Below are 17,208 nucleotides of genomic sequence, written 5' to 3'. Positions count from 1 at the left end.
TCCCTGAGCAGTCACTTGCTCTCGGTGAAGTCGGCATCGATCACATCATCGCTGCCGCCGGAGGTTTTCCCTGAGCCGGGAGTGGGGCCAGAGGAGGCCCCCGGCTGTTGATACAGCTCGCTGCTCATGGCGTAGAGAGCCTCTTGCAGCTCCCGCTCTTTGCTCTGGATGGCGCTGTCGTCCTCCCGCTGGATGGCCTCCCGCAGTTCTCGCACCAGAGTCTCGATTTGGCTGCGTTTGCTGGAGGAGATCTTGTCGCCCAACTCCTTCAACTGCCGCTCGGCTTGGTAGGCCAGCGAGTCGGCCTTGTTGCGGCGCTCGATTTTCTCCCGGCGGGCCCGGTCTTCGGCAGCGTATTTCTCCGCCTCGGCAATCATGCGCTCCACCTCTTTGCTGTCCAAAGTAGAGGCACCGGTGATGGAGATGCTCTGCTCTTTGCCGCTGCCTTTGTCTTTGGCCGTCACCTTGAGGATGCCATTGGCGTCGATGTCGAAGGTGACCTCGATCTGGGGCACACCGCGAGGGGCCGGCGGGATCCCGTCCAGCTTGAAGCGGCCCAGAGATTTGTTGTCGCGGGCCAGCTCTCGCTCCCCTTGCACCACGTGGATTTCCACGGAGGTCTGCCCATCTTCGGCAGTGGAGAAGATCTCCGACTTGCGGGTGGGGATGGTGGTGTTGCGCGGGATCAGCTTGGTGGCCACGCCGCCCAAGGTTTCCACCCCCAAGGACAAGGGGGTGACATCCAGCAGCAGCACGTCTTTGACTTCGCCCGCCAGCACACCCGCTTGGATGGCCGCCCCAACGGCCACCACCTCATCGGGGTTGACACTTTGGTTGGGTTCTTTGCCCAGCAGCTCCCTCACCAGCCGCTGCACCGCCGGAATGCGGGTGGATCCCCCCACCAGCACCACTTCGTTGATGTCGGCTTTGGTGAGCTTGGCATCCCGCAGGGCTTGCTCCACCGGCCCCTTGCAGCGCTCCAGCAGGTCGGCACAGAGGTGCTCAAACTGGGCGCGGGAGAGCTTCAGCTCCAGGTGCTTGGGCCCATCGGCAGTGGCAGTGATGAAGGGCAGGTTGATGGTGGTTTCGGAAACGCTGGACAGCTCGATCTTGGCTTTTTCCGCGGCTTCCGTTAGCCGTTGCAGCGCCTGCCGGTCTTGCCGCAGGTCGATCCCTTCCATTTGCTTAAACTGCTCGGCCATCCAATCGACGATCTTCTTGTCGAAGTCATCGCCGCCCAACTGCGTATCGCCGCTGGTGGATTTCACCTCGAAAACACCATCCCCCACTTCCAGGATGGACACGTCGAAGGTGCCGCCGCCCAGGTCGAAGACGAGGATGGTCTCGTTGTTGCGCTTGTCCAAGCCGTAGGCCAAAGAGGCTGCTGTCGGCTCGTTGATGATGCGCAGCACTTCCAAACCGGCAATGCGGCCCGCATCTTTGGTGGCCTGCCGCTGCGAGTCATTAAAGTAAGCAGGAACCGTGATCACCGCTTGGGTGACCGGCTGGCCCAGGTAGCGGCTGGCATCATCCGCTAGCTTGCGCAGCACCATGGCCGAAATCTCTTCCGGCGCAAATTCCTTGTTCAGGCGGGGGGCGTATAACTTGACATTGCCCCGCTCATCCCGCCGTACCTGGTAGGAGACCCGCTTGGAGTCGGCATTCAGCTCATCGTACTTGCGACCGATGAACCGCTTAACGGAGTAGAACGTGTTTTCGGGGTTGAGCACCGCTTGGCGGCGGGCCATTTGGCCCACCAGGCGCTCTCCATCTTTGGTGAAGGCAACCACCGAGGGCGTGGTGCGAGTGCCCTCAGCATTGGCGATGACGGTGGGGACACCCCCTTCCATTACGGCGACAACCGAGTTGGTTGTGCCCAGGTCAATTCCTACAACTTTTCCCATCGGCTCCTTATTCTCCTCTTCTTGAGTACATTGCTTCGGTTACCGCCGCCAGCCTGTGTGAAGTAGCTTGGGCAGCCAATCTGTGAAAATCCGGCAGATGCTTGGTCACTTCCTGGGTCGATCCTAACCAGCTGGTTGGCGAGGCCAGGGCGAGAATGCCGCCCATTTCTCGGGGCTGAAGGGCAGACCGGTTACGGATCTCCGTACCTGCAGCAGCCTTGCTTTCGGTGCCGCTTGGGGTATGGCCTGGGTTGGCAGCTATTGGCAACTCTTGGGGGACTGCTGCCAGGCTAGCTCTGGATAAGCTGCAGCGCCTCCAGGCCGCGGTTCACAACGGTTGCGGCCAGGGGCAGGTAGCCCATCTCCTCGGCCAGGGCTTGTCCTTCGGTAAGGGCCCAGCGGAGCACAGCTTGCAGGGCGGCGGCCATGGCGGGATCCGAGTACCGGCGGTAGGTCAGGATCCAGGTGTAGGTGACGATGGGATACGCTCCAGGGCCAGCGGGATCCGGCACAAAAGCCCGCAGGTTTTCCGGCAGCTCAATTTCGCTCAAGGCCAGGGCCGAGGCTTCCGGGGAGGGGAGAATGAACTCGCCGCGGCGGTTCTCCAGAGCTGCCACCGACAGATCCAGCTCGCGGGCATAGACCGACTCCACGTAGCCGATCACCCCTTCGCTGAGGAGCATTTGGGCGCTCATGCCCTCGTTGCCTTTCACCCCAATGCCCACCGGCCACTCTAGCGACATGCCAACACCGATTTCTGAGGCCCAAGCCGGATCGATGGCCGCCAGGTGGCGGGTAAAGGTATCGGTGGTGCCGCTGCCATCGGAGCGGTAGCAGACGGTGATGGGCAGATCGGGAATGGTTAGCTCCGGGTTCAGGGCCAGGATCTCCGGATCCCGCCACTGGTCGATTTGGCCGCGAAAGATCTTCACCAAAACGGGTCGAGACAGCTTGAGTCCAGAAGGGATCCCCGGCAGGTTGTAGCCTACGGCAATGCTGCCTGCGGTCATCGGGATCATGACCACACCCCGCTTCACCTCGGCGATCTCGGCGTCGGTCATGGCCACGTCGCTGGCGGCAAAGTCCACCGTTTGGTCGATAAATTGCCGGATCCCAGCGGCGCTGCCCACCGGTTGGAAATTGATCTCCACCTTGGGATCCACCTGGCGGTAATCGGAAAACCAGCGCAAGTAAAGAGGAGCCGGAAAGGTGGACCCGGCCCCGTTGATCAGCAAAACTTTGTCGGAGGACTGGCTGCCGGAGGCAGGAACGGGATCCCTGCCGCTGGGTTGGTCAGAACGGGATCCCCTTTGGCAGGCGCTCAAGGTAGCGCCGGTGGCCAATAAAGAAAGCAACACTTCTCGGCGACGGAAGCGGGGCAGTTGAGCCATGGTTCAGGTTCTCCGAGGTCACCGCCCCGATCCTTGTCTTGCCTGCGGGGCCCTGTCAAGGGTTGCCAGTGGGATCCCCTGCGTAGGTCCACTTGCCCCAGGTGGCTGTCTTTTCCCTCTGCGCCATCCCCGTATTCCTCGCTACGCTTCCCAGCAAAACTCAGGATCCAACCCAAGTCCAGAAAGGAAAGACAGAAAATGGAGAATTCAAGAGAAAAACAAAGAAAAACAGCGCAAACAAGAGATTGAGCGAGCTGAGTTCTGCGGCAGTTGCACAGAGATCCCCAAGCCAAAGCCTTGTCTGGCAAGGCTTAGCGGTTTTTGGGCCTGAGTCCCCCCGCACCAGAAAAATCTTGACATATTCTGGAATAAGGCAATATATTGTGGATTCTGTGCAGAAATCCTGCGCTGTTCACATCTCGGTATCTGGGGGACTACTATGCCGACTTTGACTCGTTCTCCCTGGACACTGCGAGACAGCGAAAAGCTCTATCGCATCTCAGGTTGGGGGGATCCCTACTTCCGTATCAACGCCGCCGGTCATGTGGAGGTGACCCCACAGGGCTTACAGCAGCAGGAACCGGGCATTGACCTGTACCACTTGGTGATGGATCTGGTGGCGCGGGGCCTGCAGTTGCCCCTCTTGATTCGCTTTCCCGAGATCGTGGCCGACCGCATGCGGCAAATTTGCGAGAGCTTTCAGCAGGCCATCCAGCGCTTTGGCTACCCCAACGTCTATCGGGGGGTTTACCCCGTTAAGGTGAACCAGCAGCGCCACCTGGTAGAAGAAGTGGTGAAACACGGTCGTGCCTACCACTTTGGCCTGGAGGCGGGATCCAAGCCGGAGCTGTTGATTGCCCTAGCTTTGCTGGATACTCCCGGGGCTTTGCTGATCTGCAACGGCTACAAAGACCGGGATTTTATGGAGACGGCTCTCTTGGCCCAGCGGCTGGGGCGCACACCCATCATCGTTTTGGAGCGGCTGCAAGAGCTGGAGCTGGCGCTGCAGGCTGCCGACCAACTGGGCATTGACCCCATCTTGGGGGTACGGGCCAAGCTCTCCGCCCAGGGCAGTGGACGCTGGGGCACCTCGGCTGGGGATCGGGCTAAGTTCGGCCTGACGGCCACCGAGATTTTGCAAGTGGTGGAACGGCTGCGGGAAGCGGGCAAGCTGCATTGTCTACGCCTGTTGCACTACCACATCGGCTCCCAGATCTCGATGGTGAGCGTGCATGGACGGGCCGTGCGGGAGGCCAGCCAAATCTACATCGAGCTGGTCAAGCTGGGGGCCCCCATGGGCTACCTGGATATCGGCGGTGGCTTGGGGGTTGATTACGACGGATCCCAGTCCCCCAATCCTTTTTCCCAGAGCTACAGCATGGAGGACTACGCCGCCACCGTGGTGCAGACCGTGCTGACCGCCCTAGAACCCCACGGGATCCAGCCGCCGGTACTGGTGACCGAAAGCGGACGCGCCCTGATGTCCCACCAGTCGGTGCTGGTGTTTGACGTGCAAGATGTCAACGCTGCCAGCCCCTACCCGATGCCCACCCAGCTTACTTCCGATGCAGAGGTGATCCAGAAGCTAAACCAGCTCTACTACCAAATCCAGCCCGATACTCTGGTGGTCAACTATCGCCGTTGTCAGGAGCTGAAGGAGGCTGCTCTGCGTCAGTTCACCGAGGGATCCCTCAGCCTGCAGGAGCGAGCTGAAGTGGAGCGGCTGTTCTGGAACTGCTCCGACAAGATCTGCACCTTGGCCTACGAGCAGCACCAAGCGGGGCATCCGGTGGCGGTGGATCTCTTGGATCTGGACGAGATGCTGGCCAGCATCTACTACGGCAATTTCTCCCTGTTCCAATCCCTGCCGGATAGCTGGGCCATCGACCAGGTCTTCCCCATCATGCCCATCCACCGTCTGGATGAGGAGCCACGCCAATGGGCCACCCTGGCCGATCTCACCTGCGACAGCGACGGCAAGATCAACCGCTTCTTCGGCGAAGATGGGCAGATCACCTCGGTCTTGCCGCTGCACGACCCCAACGGACATCCCTACCTGCTGGGGGTGTTTCTGGGGGGCGCTTACCAGGAGATTCTCGGAGATCTGCACAACCTGTTTGGCGATACCAACGCGGTGCATATTCGCTCCCGCCCCGGCGGCTACCACGTTTCCCAAGTCATCAAGGGGGACACCATTGGCGAAGTGCTGAGCTGGGTGCAGTACAACAGCGAAGATCTGGTGGAGACCCTCCACCACGCCACCGAGACCGCCCTGCAGCGAGGGCAGATCACGCTGGATCAAGCCCGCGCCTTGCAGCAGCACTTTGAAGACAATCTGCGGGCCTACACCTACTTGCACTGAAGGTGGTGTTCCTCGAAAAAATCCCTAAAACCAAACAGGGATCCCGGCCTAAAACCGGGATCCTTTTTGCTTCCAGATCAAACCAAATCAAAACCAGATCAAAAATTTGTCGATCACAGACGCACCGGACTGTCCAAAGCCAAGTTAATCGTTTGGTTAGGGCGCAACACCACGACTTGAGGTGCCGTGATATTGCCCACCGCCACTCCGGCTCCAGCTCCGCCAATAACCCCTAAAGCAGAAACGCCTCCTGTGAGCAAGCCCAGCACCGTACCCCCCACAGCACCAATGGCTGCATCTTGAGCAATCGCTTCGGCAGAATAGTGGCGCGGGTCTTTCTCAGTGTGGATCAAATCAGTGGATCAAATCAGAAGACATCTGCACCGAGTAAAGTCGCCCATTGGCAATCAAAGCTGTGCCGAAGAACCTGGCCCCTCCCTGAGTCGGTCGCAAGCTGCCTCGCACCTCGCTGCCTGCTGGAATCGCCAATTGGCCGCTGCCGTTGTAGATGTCCTGGGCTACCCGCAGGGTAAGTGGGTGGGTGCTGTTGGGACTGAAGTACTGGGGCTCTTCTCCCTTGAAGCTCTGGACGGGAATGATGGTGCCCGGCTGCAGTTGGCGCACTCCCAAATCAAACAAGTGCTGGGCAGAAGCAGATGGCATTGTCAACAGACCCATGCTGGGGATGGCTAAGCCAATCATCGCTGCCGAAAGAACACGAATGCTCATAAAAATTCTCCGGTAAATGTTCGATTAAATGTTCGATCAAGATCCCAACGGAAACACAAGCCCTTGCGGGCCATCTTAAAGATCAAGCCTGACGAACGAAGCCAATTAACGCCAACAAAACCAAAGCCCCAACGGTAGCCATCAACAAACTTCCCAAAAGACCTGTAGCCGACAGGCCAAGCAAATCGAAGAGGAACCCGCCAAAAAATGCCCCGCAAACACCAACGATTATGTTGCCTATCAATCCAAATCCGTAACCGCGTCGAATATTCCCTGCCAGCCAACCCGCCAGGGCTCCGATCAAGAGAAACCAAAGGATACTGTCCATAGAACCTACTTCTCCATAGTATGCTGTTTCTACAGCATACCTATTGTTGTGAGAAAATAAATTCCCTGAGAACCAACCTTCTGTACACTTGGCACACTTGACGCCCACTTGACAAATTGGTAGCCTCTGCCGAGAACAGATCGTTATTTGTCTTTTAATATACAGACTCTATAGATTTAATAGACTGACTCTATAGAAAAGAAGATGGGAATTTCATGAATGCTAGAAAGGGATCCCCTGCTTGCTGCAGCTTCACAATACCTAAACCTCAAACAAAAAAAGACTGGCAGTGTGAGGTCTACCAGTCTGAGTCAGTTCCCTGTGAGTGAGCTGATGCCGTCGTTGCCAACGTCTTCAACCCGATTCCCAGTTTGTGTTGCTTTTTGCCATTTCGAAGTGATTCAGATCACTTGAAACTTGAGGAGCCCGCAGCTTTGGCAAGCACTCCTGTCCTGATTTCTTCGTACAGGGATCCCCCATCCCCACCCCTATGAACCCTGAGGCGACAAAGAGAGCATCTCAAAACCAATCAAAACAAAGGCAACTGCTCCTCTTCCACTGGGGCAAGGCTTGAAGATCCCAGCTCCTCCCAGTTGGGGGCCCAGTCTTGTAAAGGATCCACATATTCCTCCAACAACTGACGGGCCGCGGCCAGCAAATCGTTGTGCAAGGGGGCCAGATCGCTGCGGTCGGCCAGATACTGCTCCAGAGCCGTCAGGGGCTCAAGTCGGCTGGGATCCCATCCCGGCAAACGGATACGGCTGGGGCTGACCACTTCTGGGGCGATGGTGTAGCTAAAAGCAGGGGCAAGAGCGTTGTGCAGAGCCCGCTCATCAATGCACTCTAGCTGGTCGGGCCGTATGCGGTAGATCAACCGCAGGATGGAGCCGGCCACGGGGGCCTTGGCGATGGCGGCCAGCAGCTTGGACTGCGCCTGCTGGGGTGGATCTGCGCTCAGATCCAGGCGAATGGTGTGAAAGGTACGGGTTGGCAGGGGCAAAAATTCATAGCTGGCCCCCGTAGGGGTGACTTCCACCAGCACACAGCCTTTTTCCTCTTTTTCTTCGCCAAAATCCACCCGCTCAATGCTGCCGGGATAGAGCATCAAGGGATCCCGACACAGCACCTGGTGACGGTGGACATGCCCCAAGGCAACATATTGATAGGCAGGCCGAGCCAGCAGCGAAAGGGGCACCGTAAATCCTCTGCCCACCGAGAGATGGCGTTCTGCTCCGTAGCGGGCTGTCTCCACCATGACGTGAGCCAACAAAATCGCCGGGATCCCTGGCTGCAGGGTGCGGATCTCCCCTTCTAGGGCTAGGCGGAGGCGCTGCAGGAGCTGATGCGCGAGGATTTCCCCTTCAAGCGCCAAGCTTTCCTGTTGGGCGAGTAGAGCAGAGCGACTCAGCCAAGGTAAAGTGGTCACCTGCACCGGGCCACCGCGAGTTTCGATCCGATGAGTTTCCAGTCTGTCCCCCACAATAAAGCCTGAGACCCCCAAAGCGCGGTAGATAGCCAGGCTGTTGCCTCCCTGTCCCTGCCCGTACTGATCGTGGTTGCCCACCAACAGGACGGTTGGGATCCCTGCATCGGCCAGGCGGCGAAACTGTTGGGCAAAAAGCTCTTGATGGAGAGGGGGGGGTGTCGCATCGGGGAAAGCATCGCCCCCAAACAACACCAGATCCACCGCTTGGTTGAGAGCATGGTCAATGCACAAGCGCAAAGAAGCTACAAAATCTTCCAAACGGGTATTCAGGCCGGTAGCTGGGTTAATGTGGCCGTAGGCAAGACCACTGCCCAGATGAATGTCGGAAAGATGTAGCAACCTTACCATCTTGGGCGCTCTTGGAGACTTTGCAGCTCTCCCATCTGTTGGGATAAACCTTGCCGTTCGCGTTAGCGGGACGGAGTCCTTTGGTTGTCCAGAATGGCAAACCCAGGGTTGAACAATCTTTGCTTAGGCTTGGCGGCGGGGCCTGGCTCGATCCAAACGCAGAGGCCGGCCCATGAATTCCTGCCCGTTCGCGCTCTCGATGGCTTCGTCCTCCTCAGCTTCGGTTGCCAGATCCACAAACGCGAAGCCTCGTGTCTGACCTGTCTCTCGGTCTATCGGGATTGTAACCGACTTAACGTTCCACCTCTGCTGGAAGAAAGCTTTCAGTTCTTCTGTTGAGGCTTTATAGTTTAGGTTCCCCACAAAAATGGTCATGGCAATTCAAGCAAAGTAAGTCACCAATCAGCAAGGGTGGCAACAAAGCTCCAGAGTACTTCACTTCTATCATGGAGCCTTGCTAAGTCGCACAACGTGAAAGGATGTAAAGGGATCCCTGCCGGAAAATCTTCCCCCTTCCCCATCCAAAATGCACCTTTGTCCAACTTGACGGGCCTGTACTTTTTCTGCCACTGGGTTGAGGTTCTCTGCCCTCGCCTCGGCCAAGCTCCCTTCCGGCACGTCGAGATCCGGCATCTTGTCACGTTGTTGCGATTTGTTAAGATATGTATTATCCTGCTTGCACTACCTGGCCAGATCTGCGCTGTTGGAACTCTTTGCAGACCTCTCTACCTGAGCACCCTGAGGTGATAATGATGGATGAAACGCTAGAGCTCTCTTTGGAGCAGCAATTTCGCCAGCGGGCTTTCGAGACCTTGGTTTCTCGCATGAGCCCCGAGCAGGCCAAAGACATTTTGGTCAAACTGCACAAGCAAATGCTGTTGCAGGAGGCCACTTACCGCCAACTGCTGCGTCATTCCCTCAGCGCCTGATGCACGCCCTTTCGCTTCCCACCTGGTGGATTCACATTGCCAGCGTCTTGGAGTGGATCGCTGCTATTGTGCTCGTGTGGCAATTTGGGGAGCGGGTGGGCCAGCCCGAATGGCGAAGTTTGAGCTGGGCGATGCTGCCCGCTTTGTCGGGGGCGATGTGCGCGATCACCTGGCACTGGTTTGACAACGACCCCAAGTTAGATTGGGTGGTGACTGCACAGGCCAGCTTGACCTTGCTGGGCAACTGCACCTTGGCTTGGGCTGCTTACCGCATTTGGCGGGCTGAAAGGGTGGATGAGCCTGCACAGGAGGGGGATCCCGACTAGGCGATGAACAGTTTATTTGCCCTTTCTTTGTTCCCCTACCTGGTCTTTTTATTCTTTCTGTCGCGGCTGCGCCGGATCCCACGTTTGGCTTTGGTTGGATTTTGGCTGTTGTTGCTTTTTGTGGCCGTCAGCATCCCGGCAGGGCTGTACGCTCAGATGCACTACGGCACTTCCCTGGCCAACGTGGATCCCTTGCATGGAGGGGCAGAGGCTTTTCTCACCCTCTCCAATATTTTAGTGGCCTTGGGCTTTAAGCAGGGAATTGACCAACAGGCCCAACGACTTCCAGAGGCTGGCGACGGCAACCCTGAGCCATGATCATCCCAAACAAGCCTCTACCCCCTCTTCAAAATCAAAAAGGAGAAGAGAGTTAGGCAACAGTGGTTTCGGCGCAACTGGGACTGAATGTAGAATGGGGATCCAGGCCTGATACCTGCTGTTATTCTGTGAGATCTGCCGGATGGTGGCTACCCTTTCTGTTGCCGTTCCCAAAGTGAAGCTGAAGCATCCGCCCCTGCACATTTATCGCATGGGGGACAAGGTGCTGCGGCAGCCGGCCAAGCGCATCAGCCAGGTCAACGACGAGATCCGCCAGCTTGCCCGGGACATGCTGCAGACCATGTACAGCTTTGATGGGATTGGTCTGGCGGCTCCGCAGGTTGGCATTCCCAAGCGCATGATTGTGGTGGATCTTTATCCCGATAAGCCGGAGGTGCCACCGCTGGTGCTGATCAACCCGGAGATCCGGGAGTACATTGGCGAGGCCGTTGCCGGGCAGGAGGGTTGTCTAAGCATTCCGGGGGTGTTTTGCGAGGTCGTGCGCCCAGAAGGGATTGTGGTTTCGTTTAAGGATGAAACGGGGCGGCCCCGCACCCTTCGAGCGGACGATTTGCTGGCGCGGGTGATCCAGCACGAAATCGACCACCTCAACGGCGTGTTGTTTGTGGATCACGTGGAAAACGAGCTGGTGCTGGATCAAGAGCTGCGCAAACACGGCTTCCAGATGCAGGATGTGCAACGCAAAGGCAAGCCCTCTGCTGTTCCCCGTTGAAGCCTTTCCAGACCGGTCCGGACGACTGTCGGTTTGGTTTAGTGTTGCAAGCGCTGGGCCAAGAGCTGCTCTTCCAGAGCGGCAATGCGGTTGTAGGCAGCGGTTAACTGGGCACTCAGGCGCTGTATTTGGGCTTCGGGGGCCAGCTCATGCCCCATGCTGCGGTTGCTCACCACGGTGGGTTCATCATCCAGCAGGAAGTTGTGGCTGCCATCTTCCACCAAGTCTGAGATTAGAACGCTGTAACGGGAGGGGGCGGGGGTGTTTTTTTTGGCTTCCTGGGTAGCCAGGAGAACAGCCACCACCTGCTCGGGCATCCGCTCGATGGCAGCTTTTAGCTCCTGTATTTGCGACTCCAGACGCTCAAGGTAGTGCTGCACTGCTTCGCTCATAGCTGCCCCAGTTTTCGACTACCTTCATTGAAAAAGGCAAATTTCGGATCCCCTCTTCTTCCCCCAGATCATTTAACGATTGCTTCCGGGAGGTGTTCCCCGAAACTCCTGGGTTCTCTCACAAGCCACAATTGAGGTGTGCATTTTCCGGAGATTTTGGTTTTCCGGTCATCCATTTCCGAAGCAAAAAGCTGTGCAGATGCAGGATGCTGTTCAGGGATCCCGACCGCGGGGCTATACCTTGCCCGTTTTCGCCGTTGCCTCGGCCAGGGCTGCTCTTCACCACCTTCTGGGGATCCCTTTGGAGAAGGAAGGGGGGCGCTTGGTTGTTGCGGTGCAGGCTGAGCCCCGGTCCCTTGAGGCTCGGATCCACATCCCGGTGGAGCAGGTAGCTGCCTTGGAGAAGACAACAGCTCTGGCCATTACCCGCTCGGATCCCGGCCCCCACCTGGATCTCACCCGCGACACACCGGTCTGGGCTTGGGTGAGGTTGGAGGAGAGGGATCCCGAGGATCCCCCCTTGATCTTGGAAGCCGGGGAAGGGCTGGGGCGACGCACCGATGGCAGCCCGGCCATTTATGCCTATGCCCGCCGTTTGTTTGAGATCAATCTTTTGCCCGGGATCCTCCCCGATTGCCGGTTGCGGGTTCGCATTATCTTGCCTGAAGGAAAGCTGCTGGCGGAGCGCACCTCCAATGCCGCTTTTGGGGTGCTGGAAGGGCTGGCCCTGTTGGGAACGCGGGCGGAGGTGGAGCCTTCCTCAAGTGTTGAGAGCTTAGAGCAAGCCCGCCAAGAGCTGCAACAAAAGTTGGAGCGGCACAAGCATTTGATCTTTTGCGTGGGCAGCCATGGGCAGCAAGTGGCGCTGCGGCAAGGGATCCCGGAAGACCAGATCCTGCGAGTAGCCAATTGGATAGGGCCGTTGCTGGTGGAAGCGGCGCTGCGGGGGGCGGAGTCCATTCATTTGATCGGCTACCACGGCAAGCTGATCAAGCTGGCAGGGGGGATCTTCACCACTTCCAGCCACGTGGCCGATGCCCGCTTGGAAATTCTGGCGGCAGCCCTGATCCGGCGTGGGGGAACGGCAGAACAGGCACGGCAAGTGCTGGAGTTGCGGACAGTAGAGGCAGCGGTGCACCATCTGGATGGCCTTGGCTGGGCAGCACCCGTGATGCAGGAGTTGGCTCGCCAAATCCTGGAGCGAGCCACAGGCTATGTGCAAAAGTATGCCGGTCGATCCCTGCTGTTGGCGGTGACGTTGTTCGACCGACAGGGGCAAATCTGCGCCCAGGTGGGGATCCCATAATGAGGTCATTTCGATTGAGACGAGGACATTGCAATCCCCCCGGATCCTCAACCATTTTTCTCCCGAAGTGTCTTAAGCGCTCCGTGCCGCCAAAGGCAACCACCCCCGGCTCCTCTCCCTTTAGTCCGTGCTCCAAAAGTCAATCCCTCTGCTCGAAACCCGCTGAGCAACGGTGGATCCCGGCCAAGACCACATAGGAGAGCGTTACGGCTGAGGAAGCAGATCCACTTTCCCAGCCACTGCCAATCAGACTCAGGTTGGCACTAGGATCCCACACCTAGTTCCCGGAGATGTTGACACTATCCACCCGCCAGCGAGTGGCCGAGCCGGAAGCTGTACCAGAAGAGCGATAGCGGAAGGCAATGTAAACACGGTTGGAAGGCTGGATCCCAGCCAGAGAAATCGGGCCGGAGTCGACGAAGCTGCCCGTAGAGAGAGTGGGAATCGTCAGAGCAGTCCAAGTGGCTGCATTCACTGCCGCTGGAGTGCCTGCACCGCTGTAGTTGGTGGAGTAAAGAACGCTTAGTTGTTGCGAAGGAGGAAGGCCGTTATCGCTAAAAGAACTCTGATTGCGGAAGGTCAGAACTGGGTTGCTGACGGAAGCCAGGTTCAGAGGAGGAGTGATCAGCCAGTCATTACCCGGTTGCTGACCGTTGAAAGCGTTGGCCTCGGCAAGGGAGTTGACACAACGCCAGGAACGACTGGTGTCGCCGTCCACATCCACAATCTGCCAGCCGGCTGGAGCAGGGTTGCAGTTATCAAAGCCTTCGGTCAAAAGCAGGTTAACGGAAGGAGGAGTTGGTGTCGGTGTGGGCGTCGGTGTCGGTGTGGGCGTCGGCGTCGGTGTTGGGGCCGGAGTCAGGTTCAAGCCAACGAGCACCGGATCGTGGTCGGAAGAGCGGAAGGGATCGCTGGCGTAGAAGAGGCTCTGCTGAGAGGGACTCTTGAAGCTCAGGGTGTAGTCCAAGCTCACGGGCTCATCAGCGTTGATGTGCCACTTAGCTGAGCCTGTAACTTGGGGTCTCAGACTGCTGTTGGCCAGGGCATGATCCAGAGATCCCCACTGTCCTTGGAAGCTAAAGGAGTAGCTGTTGGAGCCATTGAGGTTGATGAACCCGCCCGCCTCCAGAGTTTTGATCGGATCCTCCATAGCGTAGGAGTTGAGATCCCCCATAATCAACACATCCGGATCGGTGGAGCCAGTTGGATTGGTGGCGAGCCAGCTCAAGAGTTGCTGAGCGGCCCGGGTGCGGTTGCCGTTGCAATTGCCTTGGAAGGGATCGTTGTCAATAGGATCGCAGGGAGAAACCTTGGACTTGAAGTGGTTGACCACAACAGTGAAGGTGGCGTTGTTGCTCCGCTGCCGGAAGGTTACAGCCAGAGGAGGACGATGGAAGCGTCCGGGGCCTTGGGTGAATTCCCCTGTGTCCAGGAAGGCCGGGTTAGTGCCGGGGGCAATTTCAACCGTAGCTGGCTTGTAGATAAAGCCGTTGGTGATGGCATCGCCGCCCAGGTTGGGCACTCCAACATTCACAAAGGCGTAGGTTCCTGCCCCCATGACCTGGTTGAGCCCGTTCACCAAATCCTGAATGGAACTATTCGAACCGTATCCATCGTTTTCTAACTCGTTGAGGCCTACGATATCGGCATCCATGCGGCGAATAGCCTCGATGAGCTTATCCCGCTGGCGGGTGAACTCGGTGGCGTTGCTGGCTCCCTGACAGGAGGAGTTATTGGGGAAGCAGGCGTTGCCGAAGGTGTTGAAGTAGTTGAACAGGTTAAAGCTAGCTACCCTCAGGGAGCCCCCTACTGAGGGTGGGTTTTGCGGGCGAGGGTTGGTGGCTGTAAACCTGGGCAAGTTGTTGGGATCATTGGGGTGGATACGGTAGTCGATGGTCGCATCCACATCGCCACTGACATTCCGGCCTCGCAACTGGGTCATGATCCCGGTAATGTTGCTGACGCGATCGCCGCCGCGCACAGTGTTAGCCGCGCTCAGGCCACCCGGAGTGGGGTAGATAACCGGATCTGGGTTTTGGGTGAGCAGCCGGTCATCAATGCGAATCCGCTTTCGGTCGTTTTCCGCTTGAATGGCAGCTGCCTGGCTGGGAGCCGCAATTTGCGTAGGAGTGAACAACCGCTCTGTGGCCACACTCAGCTCCCCGTGGCGTCCCAGCAAGAAGGAGTCGGTTACAAACAGGGGCTGATTTCCAAATGTGACCAGCATTCCTTCCAGAGCTTCCCTTTGCTCCGCAGTCAGCGGTAGAGAGATCTGCACTGGGGCCGGCAACGGATTGTCAGAGCTACAGACAGTAAAGCTGGTGACGTTGGAGAGCTGGGTTTGCTGGCGGAACTCAGCAACCGTTCCGGTCACCTGAACCCTATCCCCAAGCCTGACGTTATTAGCTGTGCCACTGAAAACGAAGATGCCATCTGATGTGGCGGGATTCCCGTCACCATCATCTTGTAGGTAGTAGCCCTGGAGATAGGTTTGGCCAGCCACCCCCTCATTTTCAAAGTCTCCTACTACGATTCCAGAAACCGTGACTGTTTGGTTCACCAGGGGGGAAGTGAAGCCAGTGCCCTGGACAGTGCCAACTGGGATCAGGTTGGCGTTGGGATCACAGCCTCCCGGCGTGGGCGTCGGTGTTGGCGTGGCTGTGGGTGTTGAAGTCGGGGTCGGCGTGGGCGTCGGTGTTGGCGTGGCTGTGGGTGTTGAAGTCGGGGTCGGTGTGGGCACAGGTGTAAGTATTGGCAAAAGAGTTCTTCTGGAGCCGAACCCTTGCAGAGAAACCAAAAGCACCAAACCAAAAACTAGCACCGCAATTGATTGGGCAACACGACGCGAAGTAACCCTAGACCACATCTGCTTCACTCCTCCCGAAACTTCAAAGGATCCCGTATTTTTACCGTCTGTATGGATACCATCTTCAGGAAGGAATCTGAGTAAAGGGGCAGCTAAGGTACGCTTAAGAAGACAAGAAGTTACCCCCGCCTGAGTCAAAACTCAGGGGAGAACATGGGCAGGCTTTTTCCCCTAATCCCCCAATTCGGGATCCGGTCGTACCCGCACCCCCATCTGGCGCAGCAGGCGTAAAGAGTTTTCTGGCCCATCGATCATCTGCTGCTCGTTGATCCAGTAGGTGGCAATGCCCAGGTCTTCTAGAAATCGCACATAGGGATCCGGCGGCGGTCCATCGAAAACGGCGGCCTTCTGGACGGAAAAGCCCTGCTCGATCCAGGGGCCGAGGGCAAAGCGCTCATAGTAGAGCAACTGTCCCACCACTTCCTGCAAAGCCTCTGCCGCATCCTTGTGGTGCAGGAGCTTTACTTCGGCCAAAAGCAGATGCCCGTCCGCCACGGCCAAAAAGTCAAAGGTATGCTGATCCTCCCGGACTTCCAATCCTGCCAGGCGGAACCAGCGGCGAAACTGGTGCAAGATCTCGTTGTGGCGCTCGCTGCGCTCCAACTGACGGCGACGGCGGCGTTCTGCCATCAGCGGGTCTGTCCCGGCGCTGTGAGGGATCCCACTGCTGCGGAACTGGGGCGGCTCATCGGGATCCAAAACCACCTTGCCCCCAGCAGGTTGATGCAGGAGGGGCGGCATCTGGGGCAAGAGTTCTGTGGATCCCCACTCCACCTCTGGCTGCTGAGCCCAGGTAAGCAGGTGTCGATTCAAGGGGTGCTCAGGGTGGGTGTCGAACAACAGGCGCAGTTGAGACTGGCTGAACTGAAAATCCAGACGAAATTGCTCGATGGAGAGGCTGCTCCGCCCCTTTTGCAAAGTTTCTTGGCCAAAGTAAAGCATCACCAAGAGCGGGTAAATCGGCAGCGGACGATGGGAGGGAATGAGCATCGCCCACATGTCATCCGTCCAGTGGGGGAGCAGGATCTCGGCCTGTTTGCCTTTGCCCACCACCTGCAACATTTTGGGGTGTCCCGGCTGCCAGCCACAGGGGTGATCGTCAAAGCCGCAAGTCTGTCGCCCTTGATCCACGCTCAAGGGGTAGCGCCCATCATAAAGGCGGAAAGGACAGAGATCCCGGTCTTCGGCCAAAAAGCGCTCGTCCTGCCACAGGTGGGCCGCCAAGGCATGACAGCCGATCCCTTCCTGGCTGTTGCAGGCTTTGAGCCAGCGCCGTTCCGCCAGTTTCCCGCCCACTTTGCTCGGGGCCAGGGGCCGGATCAAGCCGTTTTCCCCTTGGTTGAACAGAGGCCACACCAAAGGCTCGCCGGTTTCGGGCAAGGTCGGTAAAAGAGGGTGGGTTTTGCTGTAAAACGGGTCGCAAATGCGCTGGGCCACTTGCTGCAAGGGCAGTCCGCGGGGGGATCCCACCCAAGGCAGCAGGGATCCCGATCCGGCCTGAGCGCGGTGATACTGGATGGCCAGGGCCACCTCCAGCCCTATCGGACGGAGTTCCGGCGTGAGCTGCCGGTAGCGCTGCAGCAGCCGGGAAGCCTGCACAAACAGGTCGTAGCGCCGAACGGGAACTGCGTCAGCCATAGTGTTGCAGGAAAAACTCCCCACTGCCTTGGGCAAGAGCTGGTACAGGCAAGCACCTCCGCCTCAAAAGAGGATACTTTGGCAACCGCCTCTACAGACCCAGACCTTGCCGAGGATATCGGGCCGACACCCCCTCCTCTTGGCACCAGGTC

Annotated in this window: 17 protein-coding genes; 6 read left to right on the top strand and 11 right to left on the bottom strand. The window is 58.0% G+C overall.

Annotated elements, in window-relative coordinates; genetic code table 11:
- Positions 1 to 11 precede the first annotated feature (11 nt).
- On the bottom strand, positions 12 to 1,904 hold the full coding sequence (gene dnaK, locus ACVWYZ_RS00525; RefSeq protein ID WP_011434322.1) for a molecular chaperone DnaK: 1,893 nt from the start codon (positions 1,902 to 1,904) through the stop codon (positions 12 to 14).
- 290 nt (positions 1,905 to 2,194) lie between these two features.
- Positions 2,195 to 3,295, bottom strand: coding sequence for a phosphate ABC transporter substrate-binding protein PstS (pstS, locus tag ACVWYZ_RS00520; protein WP_414329476.1), 1,101 nt, complete (start codon positions 3,293 to 3,295; stop codon positions 2,195 to 2,197).
- Positions 3,296 to 3,734: 439 nt separating this feature from the next.
- Here pstS and speA point away from each other — a divergent pair, with 439 nt between their 5' ends.
- Complete coding sequence (speA, locus tag ACVWYZ_RS00515) at positions 3,735 to 5,657, top strand: biosynthetic arginine decarboxylase (RefSeq protein ID WP_414407052.1); 1,923 nt, start codon at positions 3,735 to 3,737, stop codon at positions 5,655 to 5,657.
- A 113-nt stretch (positions 5,658 to 5,770) separates the two neighbouring features.
- Here speA and ACVWYZ_RS00510 read toward each other — a convergent pair whose 3' ends face one another.
- From ACVWYZ_RS00510 to ACVWYZ_RS00485, 6 genes are all read right to left on the bottom strand, one after another.
- The gene (locus ACVWYZ_RS00510; protein WP_414329398.1) at positions 5,771 to 6,010 is read right to left on the bottom strand and encodes a hypothetical protein; all 240 of its coding nucleotides are present in this window, start codon (positions 6,008 to 6,010) and stop codon (positions 5,771 to 5,773) included.
- A gap of 1 nt (position 6,011) precedes the next feature.
- On the bottom strand, positions 6,012 to 6,386 hold the full coding sequence (locus tag ACVWYZ_RS00505) for a hypothetical protein (protein ID WP_414350220.1): 375 nt from the start codon (positions 6,384 to 6,386) through the stop codon (positions 6,012 to 6,014).
- Between the two features lie 82 nt (positions 6,387 to 6,468).
- Positions 6,469 to 6,714 (bottom strand): GlsB/YeaQ/YmgE family stress response membrane protein, encoded by a 246-nt coding sequence (locus ACVWYZ_RS00500; RefSeq protein WP_011434318.1) that lies wholly within the window; start codon positions 6,712 to 6,714, stop codon positions 6,469 to 6,471.
- Between the two features lie 529 nt (positions 6,715 to 7,243).
- Positions 7,244 to 8,548 carry a metallophosphoesterase family protein gene (locus ACVWYZ_RS00495; protein ID WP_414417917.1) on the bottom strand — a complete coding sequence of 435 codons (1,305 nt, stop codon included), beginning with the start codon at positions 8,546 to 8,548 and terminating at the stop codon, positions 7,244 to 7,246.
- A 123-nt stretch (positions 8,549 to 8,671) separates the two neighbouring features.
- Entirely contained in the window at positions 8,672 to 8,923 is a 252-nt protein-coding gene (locus ACVWYZ_RS00490; protein ID WP_011434316.1) for an RNA recognition motif domain-containing protein, read from the bottom strand.
- Positions 8,924 to 8,992: 69 nt separating this feature from the next.
- Positions 8,993 to 9,181 (bottom strand): hypothetical protein, encoded by a 189-nt coding sequence (locus ACVWYZ_RS00485; protein ID WP_414350215.1) that lies wholly within the window; start codon positions 9,179 to 9,181, stop codon positions 8,993 to 8,995.
- A gap of 119 nt (positions 9,182 to 9,300) precedes the next feature.
- On the opposite strand from ACVWYZ_RS00485, the gene ACVWYZ_RS00480 reads away from it, so the two are divergent.
- The 4 genes from ACVWYZ_RS00480 (at position 9,301) to def (ending at position 10,854) form a co-directional block, all read left to right on the top strand.
- Positions 9,301 to 9,477, top strand: coding sequence for an NblA/ycf18 family protein (locus ACVWYZ_RS00480; RefSeq protein WP_041437678.1), 177 nt, complete (start codon positions 9,301 to 9,303; stop codon positions 9,475 to 9,477).
- A complete protein-coding gene (locus tag ACVWYZ_RS00475; protein ID WP_457465452.1) occupies positions 9,477 to 9,803 on the top strand; it encodes a DUF2499 domain-containing protein in 327 nt (108 codons plus the stop codon). Before ACVWYZ_RS00480 ends, ACVWYZ_RS00475 begins: the two co-directional genes overlap by 1 nt.
- 3 nt (positions 9,804 to 9,806) lie before the next feature.
- Positions 9,807 to 10,121 (top strand): DUF3593 domain-containing protein, encoded by a 315-nt coding sequence (locus ACVWYZ_RS00470; protein WP_011434312.1) that lies wholly within the window; start codon positions 9,807 to 9,809, stop codon positions 10,119 to 10,121.
- A 142-nt stretch (positions 10,122 to 10,263) separates the two neighbouring features.
- Positions 10,264 to 10,854, top strand: a complete 591-nt coding sequence (def, locus tag ACVWYZ_RS00465; RefSeq protein ID WP_414350211.1) for a peptide deformylase — start codon at positions 10,264 to 10,266, stop codon at positions 10,852 to 10,854.
- Between the two features lie 38 nt (positions 10,855 to 10,892).
- On the opposite strand, the gene ACVWYZ_RS00460 is transcribed toward def, so the two are convergent.
- Positions 10,893 to 11,246, bottom strand: a complete 354-nt coding sequence (locus ACVWYZ_RS00460; protein ID WP_414350209.1) for a hypothetical protein — start codon at positions 11,244 to 11,246, stop codon at positions 10,893 to 10,895.
- Positions 11,247 to 11,445: 199 nt separating this feature from the next.
- On the opposite strand from ACVWYZ_RS00460, the gene cbiD reads away from it, so the two are divergent.
- Positions 11,446 to 12,552 (top strand): cobalt-precorrin-5B (C(1))-methyltransferase CbiD, encoded by a 1,107-nt coding sequence (gene cbiD / locus ACVWYZ_RS00455; RefSeq protein WP_457465451.1) that lies wholly within the window; start codon positions 11,446 to 11,448, stop codon positions 12,550 to 12,552.
- A gap of 277 nt (positions 12,553 to 12,829) precedes the next feature.
- Here cbiD and ACVWYZ_RS00450 read toward each other — a convergent pair whose 3' ends face one another.
- A complete protein-coding gene (locus ACVWYZ_RS00450; RefSeq protein WP_457465449.1) occupies positions 12,830 to 15,292 on the bottom strand; it encodes an ExeM/NucH family extracellular endonuclease in 2,463 nt (820 codons plus the stop codon).
- A 297-nt stretch (positions 15,293 to 15,589) separates the two neighbouring features.
- Positions 15,590 to 17,056 carry a hypothetical protein gene (locus ACVWYZ_RS00445; protein WP_011434306.1) on the bottom strand — a complete coding sequence of 489 codons (1,467 nt, stop codon included), beginning with the start codon at positions 17,054 to 17,056 and terminating at the stop codon, positions 15,590 to 15,592.
- Between the last annotated feature and the right edge of the window lie 152 nt (positions 17,057 to 17,208).

It is taken from the genome of Thermostichus sp. MS-CIW-37 (assembly GCF_054060065.1).
The sequence above is the reverse complement of the archived record's forward strand: the minus strand, read 5'-3'. Positions and strand labels throughout refer to the sequence as shown.

Bases quoted from the DNA above. Each gene is read 5' to 3' on its own strand.
- ACVWYZ_RS00490 (WP_011434316.1), bottom strand. From the start codon at position 8,923: ATGACCATTTTTGTGGGGAACCTAAACTATAAAGCCTCAACAGAAGAA.
- cbiD (WP_457465451.1), top strand. From the start codon at position 11,446: ATGCAGGATGCTGTTCAGGGATCCCGACCGCGGGGCTATACCTTGCCC.
- ACVWYZ_RS00505 (WP_414350220.1), bottom strand. From the start codon at position 6,386: ATGAGCATTCGTGTTCTTTCGGCAGCGATGATTGGCTTAGCCATCCCC.
- speA (WP_414407052.1), top strand. From the start codon at position 3,735: ATGCCGACTTTGACTCGTTCTCCCTGGACACTGCGAGACAGCGAAAAG.
- ACVWYZ_RS00495 (WP_414417917.1), bottom strand. From the start codon at position 8,548: ATGGTAAGGTTGCTACATCTTTCCGACATTCATCTGGGCAGTGGTCTT.
- ACVWYZ_RS00460 (WP_414350209.1), bottom strand. From the start codon at position 11,246: ATGAGCGAAGCAGTGCAGCACTACCTTGAGCGTCTGGAGTCGCAAATA.
- ACVWYZ_RS00445 (WP_011434306.1), bottom strand. From the start codon at position 17,056: ATGGCTGACGCAGTTCCCGTTCGGCGCTACGACCTGTTTGTGCAGGCT.
- ACVWYZ_RS00475 (WP_457465452.1), top strand. From the start codon at position 9,477: ATGCACGCCCTTTCGCTTCCCACCTGGTGGATTCACATTGCCAGCGTC.
- ACVWYZ_RS00485 (WP_414350215.1), bottom strand. From the start codon at position 9,181: ATGCCGGATCTCGACGTGCCGGAAGGGAGCTTGGCCGAGGCGAGGGCA.
- dnaK (WP_011434322.1), bottom strand. From the start codon at position 1,904: ATGGGAAAAGTTGTAGGAATTGACCTGGGCACAACCAACTCGGTTGTC.
- pstS (WP_414329476.1), bottom strand. From the start codon at position 3,295: ATGGCTCAACTGCCCCGCTTCCGTCGCCGAGAAGTGTTGCTTTCTTTA.
- ACVWYZ_RS00480 (WP_041437678.1), top strand. From the start codon at position 9,301: ATGGATGAAACGCTAGAGCTCTCTTTGGAGCAGCAATTTCGCCAGCGG.
- ACVWYZ_RS00500 (WP_011434318.1), bottom strand. From the start codon at position 6,714: ATGGACAGTATCCTTTGGTTTCTCTTGATCGGAGCCCTGGCGGGTTGG.
- ACVWYZ_RS00470 (WP_011434312.1), top strand. From the start codon at position 9,807: ATGAACAGTTTATTTGCCCTTTCTTTGTTCCCCTACCTGGTCTTTTTA.
- def (WP_414350211.1), top strand. From the start codon at position 10,264: ATGGTGGCTACCCTTTCTGTTGCCGTTCCCAAAGTGAAGCTGAAGCAT.